This is a genomic window from Nocardia salmonicida NBRC 13393 (assembly GCF_001613085.1).
Taxonomy (GTDB): Bacteria; Actinomycetota; Actinomycetes; order Mycobacteriales; family Mycobacteriaceae; genus Nocardia; species Nocardia salmonicida.
The window spans coordinates 73,621-94,237 of record NZ_BDBR01000018.1 but is presented as its reverse complement, the minus strand read 5'-3'; the positions used below and the strand labels follow the sequence as shown (position 1 = coordinate 94,237).

Sequence of the window (20,617 nt, the reverse complement as noted above, 5' to 3'; positions counted from 1 at the left end):
GTGTGAAACCTTGCTGGGGTACCAGGACTCGAACCTAGAATGGCTGTACCAGAAACAGCTGTGTTGCCAATTACACCATACCCCAAAGACCGAAACGCCCGACCTTGCAATCTCCACCGAGTGGTTGTCGGTGTTGCGAGGCCGTGTTCCGCGGCGATGAGAAGATTACCAAACACTAGGGGGTAAACTACAAATCGCCTGGTCAGAACCCGCTTTTCGGCTGTTTTCGCACCCTTGGGAGCGGATGCGACGCAGTGGCCGCACCCGCTCCGCACAGCTACTGCGCGGCAGGAGCCCAACCGCGCGCGGCACGCAGCCGGTCGAGCGAGACCTCGCGGCCGAGCAATTCCATCGACTCGTACAGCGGCGGGCTGATGTGCGAGCCCGTCACCGCGACCCGCACCGGCGCGAATGCCTTGCGCGGCTTGAGCCCCAGATCGTCGATCAGCGCCTTTTTCAGCGCCTCCTCCAGTGCCGGGGTGGTCCACTCGCTCAGCGGCTCCACAGCGGCGATCGCGGCGTCGAGCACCGGGTCGGCCTCGGCGCCGAGGTTCTTGGTGCCCGCCGCCTGGTCGATCGCGAACTCCTCGGGCGCGACGAACAGGAATTTCAGCAGGTCCCACGCGTCACCGAGCACCACGATGCGGGTCTGCACGAGTTCGGCGGCGACCAGGAAGGTCTTCTCGTCGATTTCGGCGCCGATGTGGCCCTGCGCGGTGAGGAACTCACGCAAACGGTGACCGAAATCGCCGGGCTCGAGAAGTCGAATCTGCTCGGCGTTGATCGCGTCGGCCTTCTTCTGATCGAAGCGGGCCGGATTCGAATTCACCGAGGAAATATCGAAAGCCGCGACCATTTCCAGCATCGAGAACACATCGCGGTCCTCGCCGATGCTCCAGCCGAGCAGGGCGAGGTAATTCAGCAAACCCTCGGGGATGAATCCGCGGTCGCGGTGCAGAAACAGATTCGATTCCGGGTCGCGCTTGGACAGTTTCTTGTTGCCCTGGCCCATCACGAACGGCAGATGCCCGAACTCGGGTGTGAACTCGGCAACCCCGATACGCTGCAGCGCGGCATACAACGCGAGCTGACGCGGCGTCGAGGAGAGCAGATCCTCGCCCCGCAACACATGGGTGATCCGCATCATCGCGTCGTCGACCGGATTCACCAATGTGTAGAGCGGGTCGCCGTTGCCACGGGTGAGGGCGAAATCGGGAACGGTACCGGCTTTGAAGGTCGTTTCCCCGCGAACGAGATCGTTCCATCCGAGATCTTCGTCGGGCATCCGCAGTCGGACCACGGCGGGGCGACCCTCGGCTTTGTACGCCGCGATCTGCTCGGCGCTGAGATCGCGATCGAAATTGTCGTAGCCGAGTTTCGGATCGCGACCGACCGCCCGGTGCCGGGCCTCGACCTCCTCCGGCGTCGAGAACGCTTCATACGCCTCGCCCGCCTCGAGCAGCTTGCGCACCACGTCGAGGTGCTGATCGCGGCGCAGGGACTGCCGGTAGGGCTCGTAGGGTCCGCCGACCTCGGGGCCCTCGTCCCAGATGAGCCCGAGCCAGCGCAGCGCGTCGAGCAGCGCGCGGTAGGAATCCTCGGAATCGCGTGCGGCGTCGGTGTCTTCGATGCGGAACACGAACTTGCCGCCGTGGTGGCGCGCGTACGCCCAGTTGAACAGCGCCGTGCGCACCAGGCCGACGTGCGGCGTGCCGGTCGGCGACGGGCAGAAACGAACCCGGACTTCAGTCATGACTCTCTTCTCCGCTGTATCAGCGCTTGGTGGCAACAGGATTGGTGAGGGTGCCGATGCCCTCGACGGTGACCGACACGTTCTGCCCGGCCTGCAGCGGACCGACGCCTTCCGGTGTGCCGGTGAGGATCACGTCACCGGGCAGCAGGGTCATCACCGAGCTGATCCATTCGATGATCTTCGGAATATCGTGCAGGAACAGCGAAGTGCGGCTGCGCTGGCGGACCTCACCGTCGACTTCGGTGGTGATCTCCAGATCGCTTGGGTCCAGCGCGGTTTCGATCCACGGGCCGAGCGGGCAGAACGTGTCGTAGCCCTTGGCCCTGGTCCACTGGCCGTCGTGGCGCTGCTGATCACGAGCGGTGACATCGTTGGCGACGGTGTAGCCGAGGATCACCTCGGATGCCTTCGCCGCCGAGACGTCCTTGCACGGACGGCCGATCACCACGGCCAGCTCGCCCTCGAAATCGACCTGAGAAGAGCTGGGCGGCAGGATGATCGATGCGTTCGGGCCGATGATCGAGGTGTTCGGTTTGATGAAGATCACCGGGTCCACCGGCGCCTCGCCGCCCATCTCGGCCGCGTGGGCGGCGTAGTTCTTGCCGATGCAGATCACTTTGCTCGCCAGGATCGGCGCCAGCAGGCGGATATCGGCCAGCGGCCAGCTCCGCCCGGTGAACGTCGGCGAGCCGAACGGATGTTCGGCGATCTCCTTGGCGACGGCATCGCTTCCGTCGCCCTCGATGCTCACGAAAGCGACTCCATCGGGACTGGCAACTCGACCTAAGCGCATGCCCCGGAGTCTATCGAGACGGGGCTACCTGCCCGAACGCGCCCGTGATGCGACCGGAGTCGCTCGATAGCGGTTCGGGAAAAGTGTGGACAAGCTCACACCAGTGCGATTCGAAGCCACTGCCCGCGTGCGGGATTCGCTAGTGCCGTGATGTGACCCGTCAGACACCTCTCCGGTGGGCAACATCCACGGGTCGCAGGTGTAGCGTGATCATCAATGTTCAAGCAATGAGACATCAATCTCAGATAGTGAGATGCAATCGTGCAATCCGGCGAGGTGAGAATCGTGACAGACGCGCGGCCGATGGCCGAAGTAACGCAGATCGGTGACGGCAGACGCTGGTCGATGCTCGCCCTCGGCGTCTTCGCGCAGACCTCGAGTTCGATCTTCATCCACGGCACCCCGTTCCTGCTGCCCGCGCTCACCGCCCGTGGCGATTCGCTCGCGTCCGCCGGCGCGCTGGTGGCACTACCGACCGTAGGTCTGGTCTGCACCCTGATCGCGTGGGGGTACGTGGTCGACCGGATCGGCGAACGCATCGTGCTGGTAGCGGGAACGCTGCTGATGTTCGCGGCAGGCATCGGCGCGGCCGTGGTGGACAACCCGGTCGCGTTCGGCGTGCTGCTGTTCGTGGGCGGTATCGGCGCTGCCAGCTCCAACGGCGCCAGTGGCCGCGTGATCGTCGGCTGGTTCCCGCCGGATCGGCGCGGTCTGGCCATGGGTATCCGCCAGACCGCGCAACCGCTGGGTGTCGGCATCGGCGCCCTAACCATCCCGTGGGTGGCCGCGCACCACGGCATCCCCGCGGCCCTGTTCGTGCCCGCGCTGATCGCCGGTGTCGCCGCGATCGGCTGCTTGGTCGGCATCGTCGACCCACCGCGACCGGCGGCGAAGGCCGCCGACCGCGCCAACCCCTATCGCGGGGACTCCACCCTGTGGCGCATCCACGGCGTCTCGATCCTGCTGGTCGTCCCCCAGGCCACCCTGTGGACCTTCGGCCTGCTGTGGCTACACGTCGACCTGGGCTGGTCATTGGCCGCCGCGGGCGCGCTGATGACCGCCACCCAGTTCCTCGGCGCCGCGGGAAGAATCGGCGCGGGAGCCTGGTCGGACCGCGTCGGCTCCCGCCTCGGCCCCCTGCGCCAGGTAGCCGTCGCCGCCGCGGTCGCCATGGCCGCCCTGACGATCACCGCCTGGACCGACTGGTGGTGGGCAGCTGTCCCGTTGATGGTCGCGGCTTCGGTGATCTCGGTGTCCGACAACGGCTTGGCCTTCACCGCCGTGGCCGAAATCGCGGGCCCGTTCTGGAGCGGCCGAGGTCTCGGCGTCCAGAACACCGGCCAGAACCTCGCAATAGCGGCCGTCCCACCCCTTTTCGGTGCCGTCATCACAGCAACCGGCTTCCCCGTGGTGTACGCCTTGGCGGCGGTCGCCGCTCTGGCAGCGGTGCCCTTGGTACCCCGAGGGCCCCGAAAGTAGCTGCGCGACAGGGGGCATCCCGGCCCGCGAATTGCTTTCCGGCACAGCCGAACACCTGTATTCCCCACTCGCCGAACGAGTTCCGTTCCTACCCGCAGATGACAAAGGCTCGCTCCGACATTCAGCCGGAGCGAGCCTTTTACGTGCGGTGGGATCAGACGATGGCCGCGATGCGGTCGCCGACCTCCACGGTGGAGGCTGCACCGGTACGCGAGGCCAGGTCCTTGGCCACAGCGGATTCGATGCGGGCCGCGCCCTCGGTGTTGCCGAGGTGGTTGAGCAGCAGCGACACCGAGAGGATGGCGGCGGTCGGGTCGGCCTTGGACTGGCCCGCGATGTCGGGGGCACTGCCGTGGACCGGCTCGAACATCGACGGATTGACGCCCGAGGCGTCGATGTTGCCCGAGGCGGCCAGGCCGATACCACCGCTGACGGCGGCGGCGAGGTCGGTGATGATGTCGCCGAACAGGTTGTCGGTGACGATCACGTCGAAACGGCCCGGATCGGTCACCATGTGGATGGTGGCGGCGTCGATGTGCTGGTAAGCCGTGGTCACCTCGGGGAATTCGACGGCGACCTCGTCGACGGTGCGCTGCCACAGCGAGCCGGCGAAGGTGAGCACATTGTTCTTGTGCACCAGGGTGAGGTGCTTGCGGCGGGCCTGCGCGGTGGCGAAGGCGTAGCGCACCACCCGCTCGATGCCGAAGCGGGTGTTGTTGGAGACCTCGGTCGCCACCTCGTGCGGCGTGCCGACGCGGATCGCGCCGCCGGTGCCGGTGTACGGACCCTCGGTGCCCTCCCGCACGACCACGAAGTCGATATCCGGGTTGCCCGCCAGCGGGCTGGTGACACCGACGTGCAGCTTCGACGGACGCAGGTTCACGTGGTGATCCAGCGCGAAACGGGTCTTGAGCAGCAGCCCACGCTCGAGCACACCGCTGGGCACCGACGGATCGCCGATCGCGCCGAGCAGGATAGCGTCGTGCTGCTTGAGCTCGGGCAGCACCGACTCCGGCAGGATCTCCCCGGTGCGGTGGTAGCGCGCGGCGCCCAGGTCGTATTCGGTCTTCTCGACACCGGGCACCACCACGTCGAGCACCTTGAGCGCCTCGGCGATGACCTCGGGACCGATGCCGTCACCGGCGATTACTGCGAGTTTCATGAAGTCCAGCTCCCGTTCAGAGAATCGGCGGGTCGCCACGACCAACCGTAAGCGGTGCCGTTACGCACCGACCCAGCCCCGTCGAGGCCGACCCCGAGGAGGCTTGCCCGCGCAGCGGGCGTCGCGGCCGTCTCGACGAAAGGCGGGGCGAGACAATGCGCCGAAGGCGCGAGTATCGCCCCGCATTTCGTCGGGACCGGCGGGGCCGCGACTCGAGCGCGCCAGCGCTCCGATGAATCAGACCAGGTCTACGAGGACGACCTTCGAGGCACCGACGGCCTCGGCGATCGCGGTCTGCACCTCGGCGGGAACCTCGGCGTTGACGCGCAGCACCACGGTGGCGCCTTCGGCATCCACGTCCTGGCTCAGCTGCGCGGCCAGGATGTCGATCTCGGCCTCGCCCAGCAGGGTACCGATCTTGCCCAGCGCGCCCGGCTTGTCGCTGTAGTTCAGCACGGCCAGGTTCAGGCCCTCGGCGCGCATGTCGTAGTTGCGGCCGTTGATGTTGACGATCTTCTCGACCAGGTTCGGCTCGGTCAGGGTGCCTGCCACGTTCAGCGTCGAACCGTCGCCGAACACGGCGCGCAGGTCGACGACGCTGCGGTGGGTCGGGCTCTCCGACGCGGTGGTGACGGTGGCGGTGATGCCACGGTCCTTGGCCAGCGCCGGGGCGTTGACGAAGGTGACCTGGTCCTCGACCAGCGCCGAGAACACACCGCGCAGCGCGGACAGTTCCAGCACGGCGACGTCCTGCGCGGACAGCTCGCCACGGACCTGCACCTCGACGCTGACGGGCAGCTCGCTGGCGATGGCGCCCAGCAGCGCGCCCTGCTTGCGGACGACGTCGAGCCAGGGGGCGACCTCGTCGTTCACGGCGCCACCGGTGACGTTCACCGCGCCCGGCACGAACTCACCGGCCAGCGACAGCAGCACCGACTTGGCGACATCGGTGCCCGCGCGGTCCTGGGCTTCCGAAGTGGAAGCGCCGAGGTGCGGCGTCACGACGACCTGCGGGAGGTCGAACAGCGGCGAGTCGGTGCACGGCTCGGTCTCGAACACATCCAGACCGGCGGCCCGCACGTGGCCGGACTTGATGGCATCGGCGAGCGCCTGCTCGTCGATCAGCCCACCACGGGCGGCGTTGACGATGATGACGCCCGGCTTGGTCTTGGCCAGTGTCTCGGCGTTGAGCATGCCCTTGGTCTCGGGCGTCTTCGGCAGGTGGATGGAGATGAAGTCGGCGCGCTCGAGCACCTCCTCCAGGCTCAGCAGCTCGATGCCGAGCTGGGCGGCGCGAGCGGGCGAGGTGTAGGGGTCGTAGGCGACGATCTTGGTCTCGAAAGCGGCCAGACGCTGCGCGAACAGCTGACCGATGCGGCCGAGGCCGATCACGCCGACGGTCTTGCCGAAGATCTCGACGCCGTTGAACTTGCTGCGCGCCCAGGTCTTCTCCCGCAGGGTCGCGTCGGCGGCCGGGATCTGGCGCGCGGCCGAGAGCAGCAGCGTGACGGCGTGCTCGGCGGCGGTGTGGATGTTGGAGGTCGGCGCGTTGACGACCATCACGCCACGCTCGGTGGCGGCGGGCACGTCGACATTGTCGAGGCCGACACCGGCCCGGGCGACGATCTGCAGCTTCTTGCCCGCGTCGAGCACCTCGGCGTCGACAGTGGTGGCCGAGCGCACGAGCAGCGCGTCGGCCTCGGGGACCGCGGCGAGCAGCGCCGGGCGGTCGGGTCCGTCGACCCAGCGAACCTCGACACCGTCACCGAGTGCGTCGACGGTCGACTGGGCGAGCTTGTCGGCGATCAGAACTACAGGACGGCCTGCTTGGCTCACTGTGGGGTACTCCTGGGGAAGAATGGGGGTCGGCAGTTACCGCCGCCCAGAATAGTCGCCCGAACTTCGGCTGCCCTTACCCCCCCTGCCCGAAAACCGGGTGAACCCTGGGCGCCGCCCCCTCTACCATCACCGCATGTCCTTGCGCACCGTCCCCGAATCGATGGACCCGGCCGTGGTGGCCGCCGTCGACACAGAGCTCGATCGGGTGGCGGCCGAGCACAACGTGTCCATCCGGCTCGCCATCGAAAGCGGCAGCCGTGCTTGGGGTTTCCCCTCGCCGGACTCCGACTACGACTGCCGTTTCGTGTATGTGGCCGGCCTGGACACCTACCTGTCCCCGTGGCGCACCCGCGATGTGATCGAAACACCGCTGGTCGGCCTGCTCGACGTGAACGGCTGGGATCTGGCGAAGGCGCTGCGCCTGTTGGTGGCGGGCAACGCGGTGCTCGTCGAATGGTTGATGTCGCCGATCGTCTACCGCGGCGACGAGGCGTTTCGCACCCGACTGCGCGAGGTGGCCACGGAGGTGGCCGATCGCGACCGGATCGCCCGGCACTACCTACACCTGGGTGCGCGCCAATGGGCGCTGTTCGAGCGCAACGGCGGTTTGAAAAAGGTGTTCTACGCGCTGCGGCCCGCGATGGCGCTGCGTTGGTTGCGCGAGCACACCGGTGCCGCGGTGGCGCCGATGCACCTGCCGACACTGATCGCCGAGTGCGCGCTGCCGACCGACCTGGTGTCCGCGATCACCGAGCTGACAGATCTCAAGTCGAAGACGCGAGAGATGGGTTCGGCCGCCCCGCCCGCGCTGATCACGGCGTTCATCGACGCCGAATTCGAGACAGCCAGAGTGGAATTCGCCGCGCGCGGACCACGCGATCTCACCGCATCGATGGCCGTCACCGGTGAGTTCTTCCGCGCCGAAGCGCTGCGGTGACTACCCCTGAATAGCAGAAACTCCGCACCATCCGGTGCGGAGCTTCACATTCGTACGCTGGTCAGCGCAGAATCAGATGGCGCGAACGTCCTGAGCCTGGGGGCCCTTCTGACCCTGACCGACCTCGAACTCCACGCGCTGGCCCTCTTCGAGGGACTTGAAGCCGGAGCCGCCGATCGCGGAGTAATGAACGAAGACGTCCGGGCCGCCTCCGTCTTGGGCGATGAAGCCGAAGCCCTTTTCGCCGTTGAACCACTTAACAACACCCTGTGCCATTTCAAAAACCTTCTGTAGATGAGCTAGGTCCTAATAGTCCGGCCCTGGTCTCGGTGTCCACCATGCCATGATCCGACGAATTCGGCCACATCGCACAGTGCGAAGTGTGCGAACTGTGAGGAACGCAACCCTCGGATGCCGCCGGCCGGCGCTGTCACGGACGTGACGCAGCCCGCTTTTTCGGGCGGATGCTCAGCGTATGCCGAGGTAGTTGCTCCACGGATGCCGGATCCGCTGTGGACGCACGTACCGAACCGACTGGAACGCTTCACCATCGAGCACCCTACGCATTTGTGACGAGACACCGTCAGCAACCCTTTACATTTTCGATAAACCCAGTACGGCAAATTCTCTACCAGCGTATTTTCCGAGTTCGTGAGGGCTCGCACGCCTCGCCGCGAAATCACGCAAGGAGTAGACGGTGCTGGATATCAACCATTTCACTTACGGCTGGGTGACCCCCCTGCTGGCCTATGTCATGTCGGTCGTCGGGTCGATGCTGGCGCTGCGTTGCATGGTTCGCTCGCGCGCATCAGGAATGCACGGCGGCTGGCTCACCGCGGCCGCGATCTCACTCGGTGGTACCGGTATCTGGGTCATGCATTTCATCGCGATGCTCGGTTTTTCGGTGCACGGCGTGACCATCCGCTACAACGTCCCCATCACCTTGTTCAGCGCCGCCGTCGCCATGGGTGTGGTGTGGCTCGGATTGTCGATCGTGGTGCGCCGCAGCTGGGACAGCGTCGCGTTACCGGTCGGCGGCACGATCACCGGACTCGGCGTCGGGGCCATGCACTACGCGGGCATGTACGCGATGAAAACCGACGCCGAGATCATCTACGACCCCGTCGTGGTCGCCGCGTCGCTCGCCATCGCGGTGATCGCCTCGATCGCGGCACTGTGGTTCGCCCTGCACATCCACGGCTTCCTCGCCACCATCGGCGCCGCCCTGCTGATGGGCGTAGCCGTCACCGGCATGCACTACACCGGCATGTTCTCGATGAGCGCGCACACCAGCGCCCACGTCGCCCACGCCACCGGCGCCAGCGCCGCACAGCTGCTCACGCCGCTGATCATCGGTATCAGCATGGTGACCATGATCCTGCTGATGCAGGTCGGCATCACCGAGGCCGAGGATCCCAACCTCACCCGCCCGGTCCACGGTCAGCGCGCGAGCCGCTTCTGGCCGAGCGGCCAGAACTGAAGCTCTCGTCTGATCACCCGGCCCGCACATCGTGCGCTTCGGGTCCGCGCCGAGTCTCGGTGACGGTGTATTCCACCCGCTGACCGTCGCGCAGCGTGCGCCATCCCCCGCCGGCCAGCTCGGTGTACTCGACGAACACGTCTGGTCCACCGGCGTCGGGAGTGATGAACCCGAAACCCTTGCCGCTGTCGAACCAGGTCACAACCCCGCTTGGCATCATCGGCCTCCGACTCCTGTGCCTGCCAACCTGATTCGTCAATCGTCGCATGCCGGTGCCCGCGACACGAACGGCATTCGATTCGAGGAGCCGATCGCCCGGTGACGAAATGGCTATGCTCCGGACACGGTCCGCCCGGATCGGGTCAGCCGCGAGAACGGGGATTCGGTGCAGCCTTCGACCGTTCGCCGCGCGGCCGAAACCGTCACGATCTTCGTCGCCACCTCGGTCGCGGCGCTCGCGATCATGCTGCCGATCAGTTTCTCGTCGTTGGCGGCATCACTGCATGTCGACCTGCTGGTGTTCAACGTTCCGCGGGCGATGACCGGAGCGGCGTTCATCGCGGTGATCACCGCCGCCGTCACGGTGGCCATCGGCAGCCCGCGAACGGCCCGCTGGACCGCGCTGACCGCGCTGGTCGGCATCTTGGTGAACCATCTCGCGTTGATTCCGGACAGCGCCGACGGTCACCTCGACGTCCTGTCGCTGCCCACCTTGAACTTCATCGACGCGCTGCTCGCGGGTGTTGTCATCGGCGCGCTCGCGATCGCGGTCTGGAACGAACCACTGCTGCGAACCGTCTACCTGTTCGGCACGCTCGGCGGCACCATCCTCGGCGACCTGACCCAGTCGCCCACCGACCCGAACTCCGACGGGTTCAGCAGCGCGCTCGGCGGCACGCTGCCCCTGTGGTTCATCGCGGCCAGCGTGCTCGCCCTCGCCTACTTCGCGCTCACCACCGCGGCCTCGCCCCGCTGGAGCACCGAAACCGCCATCCCGCTGGCTCCTGTGTTCGCCGCCGTCGTCGCCTACACGGCGACCATCATCACCGCGCTCGCCGTGGCCTCCCACAAGACCAGCGCCCCCTATCTGATCATCGCCTCGATCGCCGCCATCGCGACCGCGGTCGCCGCCGCGCTGATCCTGCCGGGACGCGACGGCCTTCTGGTCCTGCTGATGAGCAGTTTCTCCGTCGCGGGCAGCCTCGTCATCACGCTGCCGCGCTCGGGCTGGATCGACGTCGCCACGCTGGCAGCCACCGCCGCCGGCCTCCTGATCGGTATGCGCACACCACGTCCGCTGGTAGCCGCTGCGGGCGTGCTCGCCCTGGCCTGCTTCGTCCTCGCCGCCGACGTCTTCGCCCCACCCGCCACTCTCACCGCCACCTTCGGCTGCCTCGCCCTCGGCTCGGTCGCCGGATACTGCCTCGGCACGTCGGTTCCGCAGAGCCCCCCGTCCGCGACCGTCGGCCTGGCGATCCTATTCGTGCCCTCGGTCGGAGTCGCCCTGAGCGACAGCAATTTCGGTCACCTCGCCTATTCGTCGTCCTGGTACCGCACCGCGGACGTCGACCGAGGTATCGGCCCCGGCCTGGTCGCGATCGTCGTGGCCCTCGGCTGCGCGATCGCGGTCCTGGCCCTGATGCGCCGCCGCGCCGCGACCCCGACCGTCAGCCCGTAGTCGATTCCCACCCGTATTCCGAAAACGCCTGCCCCGCCACCACCTTGCCGATGCCCACCCGGCAGTAGACGACGATCTCGTCAGGCAAGCCCACGGGATCGAACCATGCGAGTTCCGAACACTTCTCGGGCTCGCGGTTGGTAACCGGACCCGTCCAGCGCCGCACGGTGAAGAACATCTGCACCCGCTCGTCACTGAGCAACACATGCGCGAATTCCACATCGCGAGCATCGATGTCGATGCCCACCTCCTCGCGCGCCTCCCTGATCAACCCGGCCACCGCCGACTCCCCCGCCTCCAGATGCCCCGCGGGCACATGGAACAACCCGTCCCCGAACCCCGTATTCGCCCTGCGCCCCAACAACACCCGCCCCTGCGCATCGACCAACACCAGATGAACCCCCACCAGAACCCGATATTTGTCCACCGTCACCCCTCCTTGATCGAATTCCCCACTCGAGAACTTCGAGACCGCGACTCCCCCAGTAGTTTCGGGGTATACCCACATCATGAGTTTCCCGGTGTCCTTCGGGTTGGCCCAGGTCGGTCTCCTGGCCATGATCGCCCTCGCCGTCGCCCTGCTGATCACGGCCGCACTGGCCGCCACCCGCCGTCGCGGACCCAGAGCCGTTCTCGGCCGCGCGGTCCCCGGCGCCGCCGTCCTCGTGGTCGCGGTCCTCCTACTCTGGATCGCCACCCTCCTCCAGACCTACCTCGGCCTCACCGGCGAAATCAAAGCCGCCCACGTCGTAGCCAAACCCGTTGCCGGCCAAGAACACCAACTCGACCTCGTCCTCACCCAGTTCGACGAAGACGGAAACCCGGGTCAGCCGACAACACATCGCATCGAGGGCGACATGTTCGCCCTACAGTCCAACATCGTCGAACTCGAACCGTGGGTCAACGCCCTCGGCTTCCACTCCGGCTACAAGCTCAGCCGCCTGTACGGCCAACGCCTAGACGGCAAATCCCCCGCCCAAGACCAGACCTTCCTCAACGGCGGCGACCGCGACTTCTTCGAAGACATGAACGAAAACCGCTGGTACACCAACCCCTTCGTCCGCTCCGCCTACGGCAACGCCACCATAGCCACCCCCGGCGAATACGACGTCTACATCTCCCGAGACGCCATCAAGGTCCGCCAGACGGACTGATCGGCGCCGGAATCCGCTCAGCCGAAGAGTTCGTCTGCCCGGGTCGCGGTCACTGCCTGCAACAACCAAGCGTTGAGCTGATCGAGGTCGGTCGTGCCGGCGAGCAGCTCACGCTGGGCCGCCGAGAGCTCGATTCCGCGACCAGTGAGGACAGTCAGCACCGAGCGAGCAACGCCCAACCCGACCCCCTCTTCGAGGCCCTCCTCGCGCCCCTGGGCGCGCAGCCGCTGAGCAGATTCCGAACGGAAGAACGACAGATCCGTTTCCATTTTGTCCCTCCAAAGCTGGGCTGCGTCGGTATGTGAAATTCACTGTTCGATGAGTTCAGCGTAGAACGCGATCTCACCATCTAATCCGTGTCGCCGAAAAACACTTCAGTGACCACAGTGGCACACCAGTGCGGATGGTCCTCCGCCAGCGCGTTCATCGATGTCTTCCGCCGCACCTTCGGACACACCCTCGGCACGCGCCAACCACGCTAAGAGATCGTCGACCACCGCGCGAACCCACCCACCTCGGTTCGCAAACCTCCGACGCGCGCCGAGCTCAGATCCTGCAAGGTCTCGGATTCGGCTGGTCGACCCATTTCCGAACAGCACTCAGGTAATTTCTTTCCTGTGGCTTGTCGCATCGACATCGAGTGGGCGCAGTCCACCGCACGGTCAAAGTTGCAGCATGCGTTGCCTCGTCGCTGGTCCCACGCCCAAGGCGTCGCTCGCGCAGCAAAATCTCTGGCCGCGATCGTGGGCAACGACAACGACCTACTGTGGGCAGCCGCCATTCTGCACGATATCGGCTACGCCCCTGACCTGGCACTGACCGGATTTCACCCGCTCGACGGCGCTCGATTCCTCCGTGACCAGCACGGCGCCGACGAACAGTTGACGCGGCTGGTCGCCAACCACAGTTGCGCGTTGCTCGAGGCCGAGGAGCGCGGACTACGCCGCGAGTTGGAGAGCGAGTTCCCGCTCCCCGACAATGATCTCCTGGTAGACGCACTGATCTACGCCGACATGACCACAACACCCGACGGAAGTCCCACGGCCCCATCCGCGCGGATCGCCGAGATCATCGGCCGCTACGGACCGGATACCTTGGTGGGCAGGTTCATTCAACGCGCCGAACCAGAAATCATGGCAGCCGCGACGAGAATCGAACAAGCGATGGCGAATCAGCCCAGATACGGGTAGCTGCCAGACAGGAAGTCACCGATCTGCTGGCGCATACTCGGATGGATGTCGTAGTTGCCCAAATCATCCGGAGCAACGAAGACAACACCATCGGCTTCATCATTGATCGTCGGTTCGCCCGACACCGGTCGCCCGATGTAGGTGTTCTCGTACTGCTGCCGCACCTCACCATCGGTGTAGGCCACGATGTGGTGCGGATTGCTGTAAATGCCTAGGAATCCAGTGATCTGAGCTGTGATGCCCGTTTCCTCCCGGCATTCCCGGATAGCACATTCGGCAGCAGTTTCGCCGAAGTCCATGGCTCCACCGGGCAGCGCCCATTGCCCGGTATCACGCCGCCGCTGTAACAGGATCGCCCCGGAACCATCAGCTATCAGCAGATTGCATTCCACCACAAGCGAATTCGGCTTCGGCGCCTTCAGATCGTGGTAGTACTCGATTTTGCCCATCGTTGACCTCTCAGTCCGGAATCCAGGGCTGCGCGTCAGCCCAGATCGCGTCGAAACTTTCGGCATAGTTGTCGAACCAGCCGACATGCGCCGCTCCCTCGTCGGCATCGTTCTGAGTAGTGCAAGGCGGCACACCTCGAAACGGTGATCCGCTGAATAATCCACCAGTGGCTACGAACTGCTCGATGCAATCGCAACTGCTAGAACAGGTTGCAGGAGGTCAGGCTCGTGGCCGACGAAGTCAAGGTCGACCACAATGGGCCGGAGCCGGCCGACGTTGAGCTATCCGGCATCGGCCGTGAGCGCCCCCTGCAGACGATCCGTAGCATCCAGCGCTCGGTCCAGCAGCGCACCGGCATCAACGTGTCGTTCATGCCGAAGTAGTGGACGGAGGATCTGGAGTACTTCTCGCTCCTCCCGCAGCCCGGCATAGTTGATGATTGCGTCAACAGCATCCGGCAGATCGAGATCGCGACAGGCGATCACCGCGCTAGCCGCCTCCTCGGGATCAGCTTCCGTAGCGACATGATGAATGAGACGGTTCGAGTTCTCCAGTTGGCCCGCAATGAGATAGCCCGCAAGGTCAGTTGCCGGCGGCCACAGCAGCGGTCGGCTCGGCCACGCAATATCGACCACAAGGTCGGCACTGATGCGCCGGTCCCCATGCGCCGGGGGGACCGGCAAATCCACTTCCGACGCACCATCTGCTTTCCGAAGGCCTGTGCCTGCGGTTTCAGAAAACTCGACAGGGGCTGGTGTCCCGCATTGCGGGCATGCAACCGCAACTTTCTGCCCAGTGGAGCCGGTTTGCCCGCCTGGTTTACCAGCGAAACCCTGCCGGAGGTCGAGGAAATCCTCCCGCGCGATGACATCCAAGTCTCCATCGATCACCGACTTGACGAAGTCGTAGATCTCCTCCAGCGTCGAAACCCGTGGACCGCGCTTGTACTGGCCCTTCAGCAGCCTGAACACTGCGTCTTTGCTGATCTTGGCTTCGCTCGCAAACCTGCGGTGAGACATGCGGGTGCAACACATCAACTTGCGAACTTCGAAATAGAACCGTGCTTGCCTGGCTGTCCAGGCCCCGTCGACCTCGTACTCCGAACACACGATCAATTCGGCTCGCCCCCAATGCATACGGCACTCGATCGAACCAATTGTGCCCGGTTGAACGCCCCAGGGAAACGGGCCGGCTGTCCTGACTTTCCGGACCGGCCAGGTCTGGAAAGTCAGGACACCACAAGGCTTTTCATGGACGGAGTTTTGCTGTTCAGTTGACGTCGCCAGGCAGCTGAACCGATCCGACTCAGCAGTTTCCCTGGTACATCGACACGAGAGGAAGAGTCGCGATGGAGATGCCTGCCTGGGATGACCCGAAGCTCGGAACCATGAAGGCCTGCGCGCTGTGGTTGGTGCAGGAGATCGGGGTCGGTGAACTCTTCACGAAGAGTCAGCTCAGAGATGCGTTTCCGGCCACGTCCCAGATCGACCGGCGGATGCGGGACCTTCGCGACTTCGGCTGGCGGATCGACACCAACCGAGAAGACGCATCCCTGGGTCCGCACGAACAGCGGTTTGTCGAACAAGGCGCAGCCGTGTGGGAACCGGGCAAAGCGACGCGACCTGCAGGCGCCTCCGTCACGGCAGCCGAACGGCACGAGCTGATGGTGCGGGACGGACGCAAATGCCGCTCCTGTGGCATCGGCCCGGGTGAGAACTATGCCGGCACCTACGTCCCGTCGCAGCTCGACGTTGCCCGGCGCGCGGTGAAGCTGCCCAACGGTGAAACAGAGGTGCAACTGCTCATCGAGTGCAGCCGGTGCCGTATCGGGGGCCGAGATTCGGCCGTGGACCTCGCGGATGTACTGGATAGGGTCGATAAGCTGCCGGTCTATGAGAAGCGGATGCTGAGCCAGTGGGTCGAGCGCGATGCGCGGAGCTTCAGCGAAGCCGAAGACCTCTGGGCTCTTTACCGGACGCTTCCGGCGGAATCCCGGGATGAGGTTCGCGACCAACTGGCGTAGTGCAGCGCAGCCTGAGCCCTAGTTCGCACAGTTCGATCGAAAGAGACCGCACGAATATGTTCACAAATCTAGGCGTTCCCCCCACGGCGGAAGCTGTTCGGACAATGGTTGCACAGCGACTCGAGGACCTCGACCGCAACGGCAGCGTCGCCGAGACACTGACACTGGAGTGGCGCGATGCCCCCCTGCATGTCCAGGTCATCGACATGCCGCTAAACGTGCTGTACTACAACCCCGGTACACATCGGATTCGCGCACAGCGCAGCCTGGATCAGGTTCGCGACGCTGCGTTGTCAGCTGATCCGTGGAGTCAGGAGAGCCAGGACTACCTCAAGCGTCTGCTGACATACCGACCTGCGGACCCGACGCTGCCTGACCCTGACTTCGGCAAGCTGGCAGATCACCTTGAGGAGTTCGGTCAAATTGAACCCGGCCTGATCACCCGCGAAGGCATTCTGGTCAACGGAAATACCCGTTGCGCTGCGTTGCGCGGGGGCTCAAAAGCCACCAGCATGCGCGTCGGGGTGCTGCCGGCCTCGTGCACATGGGACGACATCAACGCCGTCGAGGTCTCTCTGCAACTGCGGCGCGACAAACGGCGCGACTACTCGTATATCAACCATCTGCTCGCGCTGGAAGAACAGCGTGACCAGCTTCACCGCCCAATATCGGTCATCGCAAAGGCATTTCATACGACCACAACAGTATGTGAGCGGGACTTTTGGGTCCTGGCCGAGCTGCAGAATTGCATCGAACGCAGCCGGACGCCTGAGAAGGAGTCGATGCGGCTCATGGACTTCGAAGAGTCCAAGGAGAAGCTTGCCGAGCTCTACCGCGTGTACCGCGAAGAGCACAAGAAGAACCCTGGACGAGCGGAGTTGCTCAAGGAGTCCCGGCTCGCCGCGATCGTGCTGGATTACGCAAAGACCGACGTCCGGTTCATCGGGTCGGATTTCCAGGATCGATATCTCGACAAAGGATTGATCGAGGAATTCGGCCAGACCGAGCCAGGCACCGTGGCGGCTGTCGCAATTCCTGGCCTTGGCCGTAGCACGAGAGCACCCGGTGCCGATGTGACGACAGCCCGCGCGATCACTGACAAGCTCTTGCAAGCCAAGGCTGTCGAAGCTGCCGGTGACGCGGTCGGAGAGCCTACGAAAACCGCTGCCACCAAGCTGATTTTGTCGTACCGGGCGGCATTCGGCGATGCGATCACCGTTGCAGGTCGTGACGCCATGCTCCGGAAAAAGCGTCTTGCCGCGCCCGACCGAGTCGTTGCGGCGTGCAAGGATCTCGAACAGGCCGTTACAGACCTTGTCTTGGCCCGGGGCAACTCCAGTCTTGACGAAGATGCGTTCGACGACGCACTCATTCAGGTGCATATGGTCCTGGAGCAGCTTGCGATCGAAGCGCAGCGATCGGTCAAGATTCCTGGCAGCGGCCTCGACTGGCTCTCCGCCGCAGTTGAGACCAGGCCCCAGCGCTGATGAGCATCATTAGGAACGATCCGTCGCTCCGGCTGCGGTTCGGAATGACACGGACGCGCGTGGAGTTGCTCACGACACCCGCGTTCCAGCGTGAATTTCAGCTGCTGGCAGCTCGACTCAGCACTTCCGGTGCGAGAGGGGACCTGTCTGCAGAAGTCGATCTCGATGATTTTCTCGTCAATCTGGGCGAACTCGGTAGCTGGTCGGATCCTGACGTGGAGTGGGCCGACGAACTGAAGGCGCTTGTCACCGGCGTGCTCGACGACGCCGAGGCCGTAGAGCGGAACCTGAACGGGGTGACCGATAACTCATCGGGAGCTGTTCAGCCGGACGCCGTCACAGGGCTGCTCGGCAACGAGTGGATCGCTGAGCTCACGTCATTCCAGCAAAGAGACATAGCGAGGCTTCTGTCGCTGCGGCATGGAGCGAACTTCAGCGTTCCCGGCGCAGGCAAAACCCGTGTGGCACTGGCTGTCTACGCTGCGGCCCGCGCGCGCGGAGAAGCGGAACGGCTCCTCGTCGTCGGGCCGAAGTCCGCGTACGAATCGTGGGAATACGAGAACACATACTGCTTCACAAAACCACTGAGCAGTGCCGTGACCGGACGTTCCACCGATCCTCACGCAGAACTCTGCATCGTGAACTACGAACGTCTCGACCGTTCGCTGGACACCCTGGTTGCCTGGCTTCGGGCAAAGCCCTCGATGATCGTGCTAGACGAGGCACACCGAATCAAGCTGGGTGCGCGCGGAACCTACGGTTCCGCGGCCCTTGCTCTTGGCCCCTTGGCTAACCGGCGCTTGATCTTGACAGGGACGCCGGCTCCGAACGGTGCGCGGGACCTCGAGAGCTTGCTCTCGTTTGTTTGGCCGGGTCACGGCAAACGGGCGGTGATCGAGGCCGTCAATGGTGGTGATCTTGCGCGTGCCAGCGCCGTGCTGCGTCCACTGTTCACCCGCACAACAAAGGACGAGCTCGGTCTCCCGCCCTTCGAACCGCGAATCCGATACGTGGACATGCCGCCGATACATGCGGAGGTCTACGAAGCGCTGAAAGGGAATTTTTCCACCCGTGCAGAAGATTCGAGGGGAAGCATCGAGGCCCTCGGGCGGGCGATGCTTCGGATGCTAATGGCCGCGACGAGCCCGGCACTGCTCCTCGAAGGCTCGAGCCGATTCGAGCCGCTGGAATACCAGCTCCCGCCACTTCAGCCTTCGCCAGGTGATTCTCTCTTCGACCTGTTCCAGAAACTCCCGCGAATCGAGTTTTCGCCCAAGTACCGGGAAACCGTGAAGATCGTCGCCGACAACGCAGCTGCCGGCCGGAAGACACTGGTATGGACGACATTTGTCCGAAGCTTGACAACTCTCGAGAAGCTGCTCGAGAGCTACGGACCAGCGACGGTGTACGGCGGAACCCTAGACCGCAACGAGCAGCTACGCCGATTCCGGGAAGATCCTGACTGCCACGTCCTCATCTCCAACCCGGCGACGCTCGGTGAAGGCATCAGCCTCCACTATGTATGCCATGACGCGGTCTATGTCGACAGGGACTTCATGGCCGGTCGATTCCTACAGAGCCTGGACCGTATCCATCGCCTCGGACTGCCGCCGGAAACGGAGACGCGAGTGACTGTTCTTGCCACCCGCGGCACCATCGACGAAGTAGTACGTCTCCGTCTGGACGCGAAGCTGAAATTCATGGCGGCGATTCTCGATGATCCAGATGTCCAGCAGCTGGCCGACTTGGAAGAGGAGCCTGCCGCAGGTGCAGGCATGGACGCTGCCGACCTGCGCGCACTGCTTCGGCATTTCGACGAGGAGGTCCTTCCCCCCGGATAGCTGACCTATGGTTGGCCACCGGTTCGATTCACCAGGTAGCGAGCGACGCAGGAAGTAGCGCGTAGTCGAGCAGTCGTCCCTGCTCAGTGACCTCTGCCCATGCATCTTGCTGTTCGCCGGTGCCGACCGCTGCCACTGCATGTGCCATAGCGGAATACGCCAGGTGGTACGTGGCGTCGACTTCCCCGGTGCCGCGCGCGATCGATGCCAGACGTGTCGGAAGAGGTTCCGCAGTGATGGTCACCAAATGCGGCAACCGCCCCCGCCGGTGCCGGATCATGTTGCGGTTTTCATGACGGATGTTCTGCACCCGGTCGGATCGTATGGTCCATTTGCAGGCAAGCGCGGCGTGCAGCCACGGATGGTCGGTCGCTGTCGGGGTTCCGAGAAGTCCGACCAGGACGTCTGGCTTTATCAGGTAGTCGGTCCCGAGCGTCACGCGAAGGTTCGGGTCGTTCGCGATCGCCCGATCGATGGCGGCAAGATGCTGGTACTGGGCGTATTTGACGATGCTCTGCCCTTTGCGCACATCCCAATTGCGCCGCGGATCCAGCTGCGGAAGCTCGGTAGCGAGGTCTGCCGTGACTTGTGTCTCGAGCAAGCCTCCCGGATTGTCGGGCGGCTCGACAGGATCAGGTCCGCCATCGTTCGGGTTCGGGGCGCCGAGGTACTCGAGCAGATGCGCCGCCAGCCGGAGGCTCGAAATGTTGTCGGTATCGGCGGTGTTCGGTACCCACTGCCAGCCCAGCTTGTTCTTTCGGCTGCGCTTCCACCCGAGCAAGTCCGTTCCGAATGGCATCCCCATGCTGCAAATCTAACCGCTCGGGTGAGTTGCCGTGACCACAGTTATCTGATCGCATACGATCGCTCATATGTTCGGACCCCGATCGAGCTTGTCGACCACAGTGGTCAGCGCAGACGCGACCGGCTCGTGCTCCCAGACCCGGATGACTGTCCACCCGGCCGCCGACAACGCGGCGTCCACTTCACGGTCACGCTCGACATTACGCCGGAGCTTAGGCGACCAATACCACTCGTTTGTGGTCGGCAGTCTTCCGTGGTCAGGGCATACATGCCAGAAGCAACCGTCAACGAATACGGCGACCCGGCGAGCCGTGAACACGATGTCCGGACGAACCGGTCTGCGTCCTGCGACGGCAATTGGGAAGTCCTTACGGAACCGGTACCCCAGCCGATGCAATGAGCTACGGAGCTCCACTTCCGGCTTGGTGTCGGCGCGCCTGATCGCTCGCATGTTTCGCCCGCGGCCAGGCGAAGAGGCTGTCGGTACGCCACTTCGCTCAGGCCCCGGCGACGGCCCGTCCTCTCGATCCATTCCATACCCAGCTTT

At 64.6% G+C, this 20,617-nt stretch carries 21 protein-coding genes, 1 tRNA gene and 1 pseudogene; 10 read left to right on the top strand and 13 right to left on the bottom strand.

The annotated features are described in order from the left end of the window. Positions 1-13: 13 nt before the first annotated feature. From NS1_RS20355 to NS1_RS20345, 3 genes are all read right to left on the bottom strand, one after another. Positions 14-85, bottom strand: a tRNA-Gln gene (locus NS1_RS20355). A 192-nt stretch (positions 86-277) separates the two neighbouring features. Continuing rightward, entirely contained in the window at positions 278-1,753 is a 1,476-nt protein-coding gene (gene gltX, locus NS1_RS20350) for a glutamate--tRNA ligase (protein WP_062986898.1), read from the bottom strand. A 19-nt stretch (positions 1,754-1,772) separates the two neighbouring features. After that, positions 1,773-2,546: a fumarylacetoacetate hydrolase family protein gene (locus NS1_RS20345; RefSeq protein ID WP_056811986.1), complete on the bottom strand. Its 774-nt coding sequence runs from the start codon at positions 2,544-2,546 to the stop codon at positions 1,773-1,775. 303 nt (positions 2,547-2,849) lie between these two features. On the opposite strand from NS1_RS20345, the gene NS1_RS20340 reads away from it, so the two are divergent. After that, the gene (locus NS1_RS20340; RefSeq protein WP_062986961.1) at positions 2,850-4,025 is read left to right on the top strand and encodes an MFS transporter; all 1,176 of its coding nucleotides are present in this window, start codon (positions 2,850-2,852) and stop codon (positions 4,023-4,025) included. Positions 4,026-4,179: 154 nt separating this feature from the next. Here the strand turns inward: NS1_RS20340 and NS1_RS20335 are convergent, their stop codons facing one another. Together NS1_RS20335 and serA are read right to left on the bottom strand one after the other, a co-directional pair. Further along, complete coding sequence (locus tag NS1_RS20335; protein ID WP_062986960.1) at positions 4,180-5,187, bottom strand: 3-isopropylmalate dehydrogenase; 1,008 nt, start codon at positions 5,185-5,187, stop codon at positions 4,180-4,182. Positions 5,188-5,424: 237 nt separating this feature from the next. Then, a complete protein-coding gene (gene serA, locus NS1_RS20330; protein ID WP_062986897.1) occupies positions 5,425-7,023 on the bottom strand; it encodes a phosphoglycerate dehydrogenase in 1,599 nt (532 codons plus the stop codon). A gap of 136 nt (positions 7,024-7,159) precedes the next feature. On the opposite strand from serA, the gene NS1_RS20325 reads away from it, so the two are divergent. Continuing rightward, on the top strand, positions 7,160-7,963 hold the full coding sequence (locus NS1_RS20325) for a nucleotidyltransferase domain-containing protein (protein ID WP_169812808.1): 804 nt from the start codon (positions 7,160-7,162) through the stop codon (positions 7,961-7,963). Positions 7,964-8,035: 72 nt separating this feature from the next. Here the strand turns inward: NS1_RS20325 and NS1_RS20320 are convergent, their stop codons facing one another. Beyond that, on the bottom strand, positions 8,036-8,239 hold the full coding sequence (locus NS1_RS20320) for a cold-shock protein (RefSeq protein WP_056812000.1): 204 nt from the start codon (positions 8,237-8,239) through the stop codon (positions 8,036-8,038). A gap of 421 nt (positions 8,240-8,660) precedes the next feature. Between NS1_RS20320 and NS1_RS20315 the strand changes: the two genes are divergently transcribed. Then, positions 8,661-9,443: an MHYT domain-containing protein gene (locus NS1_RS20315; RefSeq protein ID WP_062986896.1), complete on the top strand. Its 783-nt coding sequence runs from the start codon at positions 8,661-8,663 to the stop codon at positions 9,441-9,443. 13 nt (positions 9,444-9,456) lie between these two features. On the opposite strand, the gene NS1_RS20310 is transcribed toward NS1_RS20315, so the two are convergent. Further along, positions 9,457-9,660: a cold-shock protein gene (locus NS1_RS20310; protein ID WP_056815711.1), complete on the bottom strand. Its 204-nt coding sequence runs from the start codon at positions 9,658-9,660 to the stop codon at positions 9,457-9,459. 168 nt (positions 9,661-9,828) lie between these two features. Between NS1_RS20310 and NS1_RS20305 the strand changes: the two genes are divergently transcribed. Further along, positions 9,829-11,121: a hypothetical protein gene (locus NS1_RS20305; RefSeq protein WP_062986895.1), complete on the top strand. Its 1,293-nt coding sequence runs from the start codon at positions 9,829-9,831 to the stop codon at positions 11,119-11,121. Here the strand turns inward: NS1_RS20305 and NS1_RS20300 are convergent. After that, positions 11,111-11,554, bottom strand: a complete 444-nt coding sequence (locus NS1_RS20300) for an NUDIX hydrolase (RefSeq protein ID WP_062986958.1) — start codon at positions 11,552-11,554, stop codon at positions 11,111-11,113. The genes NS1_RS20305 and NS1_RS20300 overlap by 11 nt on opposite strands. A 76-nt stretch (positions 11,555-11,630) precedes the next feature. On the opposite strand from NS1_RS20300, the gene NS1_RS20295 reads away from it, so the two are divergent. Beyond that, entirely contained in the window at positions 11,631-12,275 is a 645-nt protein-coding gene (locus NS1_RS20295) for a hypothetical protein (protein WP_062986894.1), read from the top strand. Positions 12,276-12,292: 17 nt separating this feature from the next. On the opposite strand, the gene NS1_RS20290 is transcribed toward NS1_RS20295, so the two are convergent. Then, the gene (locus tag NS1_RS20290; protein WP_062986893.1) at positions 12,293-12,544 is read right to left on the bottom strand and encodes a hypothetical protein; all 252 of its coding nucleotides are present in this window, start codon (positions 12,542-12,544) and stop codon (positions 12,293-12,295) included. A gap of 108 nt (positions 12,545-12,652) precedes the next feature. Between NS1_RS20290 and NS1_RS42275 the strand changes: the two are divergent. Together NS1_RS42275 and NS1_RS20285 are read left to right on the top strand one after the other, a co-directional pair. Then, positions 12,653-12,757, top strand: a pseudogene (locus NS1_RS42275) (AraC family transcriptional regulator); the annotation flags it as partial. Positions 12,758-12,892: 135 nt separating this feature from the next. Beyond that, positions 12,893-13,465 (top strand): HD domain-containing protein, encoded by a 573-nt coding sequence (locus NS1_RS20285; protein ID WP_255284620.1) that lies wholly within the window; start codon positions 12,893-12,895, stop codon positions 13,463-13,465. On the opposite strand, the gene NS1_RS20280 is transcribed toward NS1_RS20285, so the two are convergent. Together NS1_RS20280 and NS1_RS20275 are read right to left on the bottom strand one after the other, a co-directional pair. Continuing rightward, positions 13,447-13,914, bottom strand: a complete 468-nt coding sequence (locus tag NS1_RS20280; RefSeq protein ID WP_062986892.1) for an NUDIX hydrolase — start codon at positions 13,912-13,914, stop codon at positions 13,447-13,449. The genes NS1_RS20285 and NS1_RS20280 overlap by 19 nt on opposite strands. A gap of 282 nt (positions 13,915-14,196) precedes the next feature. After that, positions 14,197-14,934 carry a hypothetical protein gene (locus NS1_RS20275; protein WP_157125319.1) on the bottom strand — a complete coding sequence of 246 codons (738 nt, stop codon included), beginning with the start codon at positions 14,932-14,934 and terminating at the stop codon, positions 14,197-14,199. Positions 14,935-15,263: 329 nt separating this feature from the next. Between NS1_RS20275 and NS1_RS20270 the strand changes: the two genes are divergently transcribed. From NS1_RS20270 to NS1_RS20260, 3 genes are all read left to right on the top strand, one after another. Then, positions 15,264-15,938, top strand: a complete 675-nt coding sequence (locus NS1_RS20270; protein ID WP_062986890.1) for a KpnI family restriction enzyme N-terminal domain-containing protein — start codon at positions 15,264-15,266, stop codon at positions 15,936-15,938. Positions 15,939-16,042: 104 nt separating this feature from the next. Next, positions 16,043-17,425 carry a ParB N-terminal domain-containing protein gene (locus NS1_RS20265; protein ID WP_218019954.1) on the top strand — a complete coding sequence of 461 codons (1,383 nt, stop codon included), beginning with the start codon at positions 16,043-16,045 and terminating at the stop codon, positions 17,423-17,425. Positions 17,426-17,484: 59 nt separating this feature from the next. Continuing rightward, entirely contained in the window at positions 17,485-19,266 is a 1,782-nt protein-coding gene (locus NS1_RS20260) for a DEAD/DEAH box helicase (protein WP_255284619.1), read from the top strand. 28 nt (positions 19,267-19,294) lie between these two features. On the opposite strand, the gene NS1_RS20255 is transcribed toward NS1_RS20260, so the two are convergent. Both NS1_RS20255 and NS1_RS20250 read right to left on the bottom strand, forming a co-directional pair. Then, positions 19,295-20,071 (bottom strand): NgoMIV family type II restriction endonuclease, encoded by a 777-nt coding sequence (locus tag NS1_RS20255; protein WP_062986887.1) that lies wholly within the window; start codon positions 20,069-20,071, stop codon positions 19,295-19,297. Positions 20,072-20,134: 63 nt separating this feature from the next. Continuing rightward, the gene (locus NS1_RS20250) at positions 20,135-20,521 is read right to left on the bottom strand and encodes a very short patch repair endonuclease (RefSeq protein ID WP_062986886.1); all 387 of its coding nucleotides are present in this window, start codon (positions 20,519-20,521) and stop codon (positions 20,135-20,137) included. Positions 20,522-20,617 lie beyond the last annotated feature (96 nt).

Bases quoted from the DNA above. Each gene is read 5' to 3' on its own strand.
- NS1_RS20280 (WP_062986892.1), bottom strand. From the start codon at position 13,914: ATGGGCAAAATCGAGTACTACCACGATCTGAAGGCGCCGAAGCCGAAT.
- gltX (WP_062986898.1), bottom strand. From the start codon at position 1,753: ATGACTGAAGTCCGGGTTCGTTTCTGCCCGTCGCCGACCGGCACGCCG.
- NS1_RS20335 (WP_062986960.1), bottom strand. From the start codon at position 5,187: ATGAAACTCGCAGTAATCGCCGGTGACGGCATCGGTCCCGAGGTCATC.
- NS1_RS20310 (WP_056815711.1), bottom strand. From the start codon at position 9,660: ATGCCAAGCGGGGTTGTGACCTGGTTCGACAGCGGCAAGGGTTTCGGG.
- NS1_RS20290 (WP_062986893.1), bottom strand. From the start codon at position 12,544: ATGGAAACGGATCTGTCGTTCTTCCGTTCGGAATCTGCTCAGCGGCTG.
- NS1_RS20345 (WP_056811986.1), bottom strand. From the start codon at position 2,546: ATGCGCTTAGGTCGAGTTGCCAGTCCCGATGGAGTCGCTTTCGTGAGC.
- NS1_RS20270 (WP_062986890.1), top strand. From the start codon at position 15,264: ATGGAGATGCCTGCCTGGGATGACCCGAAGCTCGGAACCATGAAGGCC.
- NS1_RS20275 (WP_157125319.1), bottom strand. From the start codon at position 14,934: ATGTCTCACCGCAGGTTTGCGAGCGAAGCCAAGATCAGCAAAGACGCA.
- NS1_RS20325 (WP_169812808.1), top strand. From the start codon at position 7,160: ATGTCCTTGCGCACCGTCCCCGAATCGATGGACCCGGCCGTGGTGGCC.
- NS1_RS20340 (WP_062986961.1), top strand. From the start codon at position 2,850: ATGGCCGAAGTAACGCAGATCGGTGACGGCAGACGCTGGTCGATGCTC.
- NS1_RS20320 (WP_056812000.1), bottom strand. From the start codon at position 8,239: ATGGCACAGGGTGTTGTTAAGTGGTTCAACGGCGAAAAGGGCTTCGGC.
- NS1_RS20265 (WP_218019954.1), top strand. From the start codon at position 16,043: ATGGTTGCACAGCGACTCGAGGACCTCGACCGCAACGGCAGCGTCGCC.
- NS1_RS20255 (WP_062986887.1), bottom strand. From the start codon at position 20,071: ATGGGGATGCCATTCGGAACGGACTTGCTCGGGTGGAAGCGCAGCCGA.
- NS1_RS20295 (WP_062986894.1), top strand. From the start codon at position 11,631: ATGAGTTTCCCGGTGTCCTTCGGGTTGGCCCAGGTCGGTCTCCTGGCC.
- NS1_RS20250 (WP_062986886.1), bottom strand. From the start codon at position 20,521: ATGCGAGCGATCAGGCGCGCCGACACCAAGCCGGAAGTGGAGCTCCGT.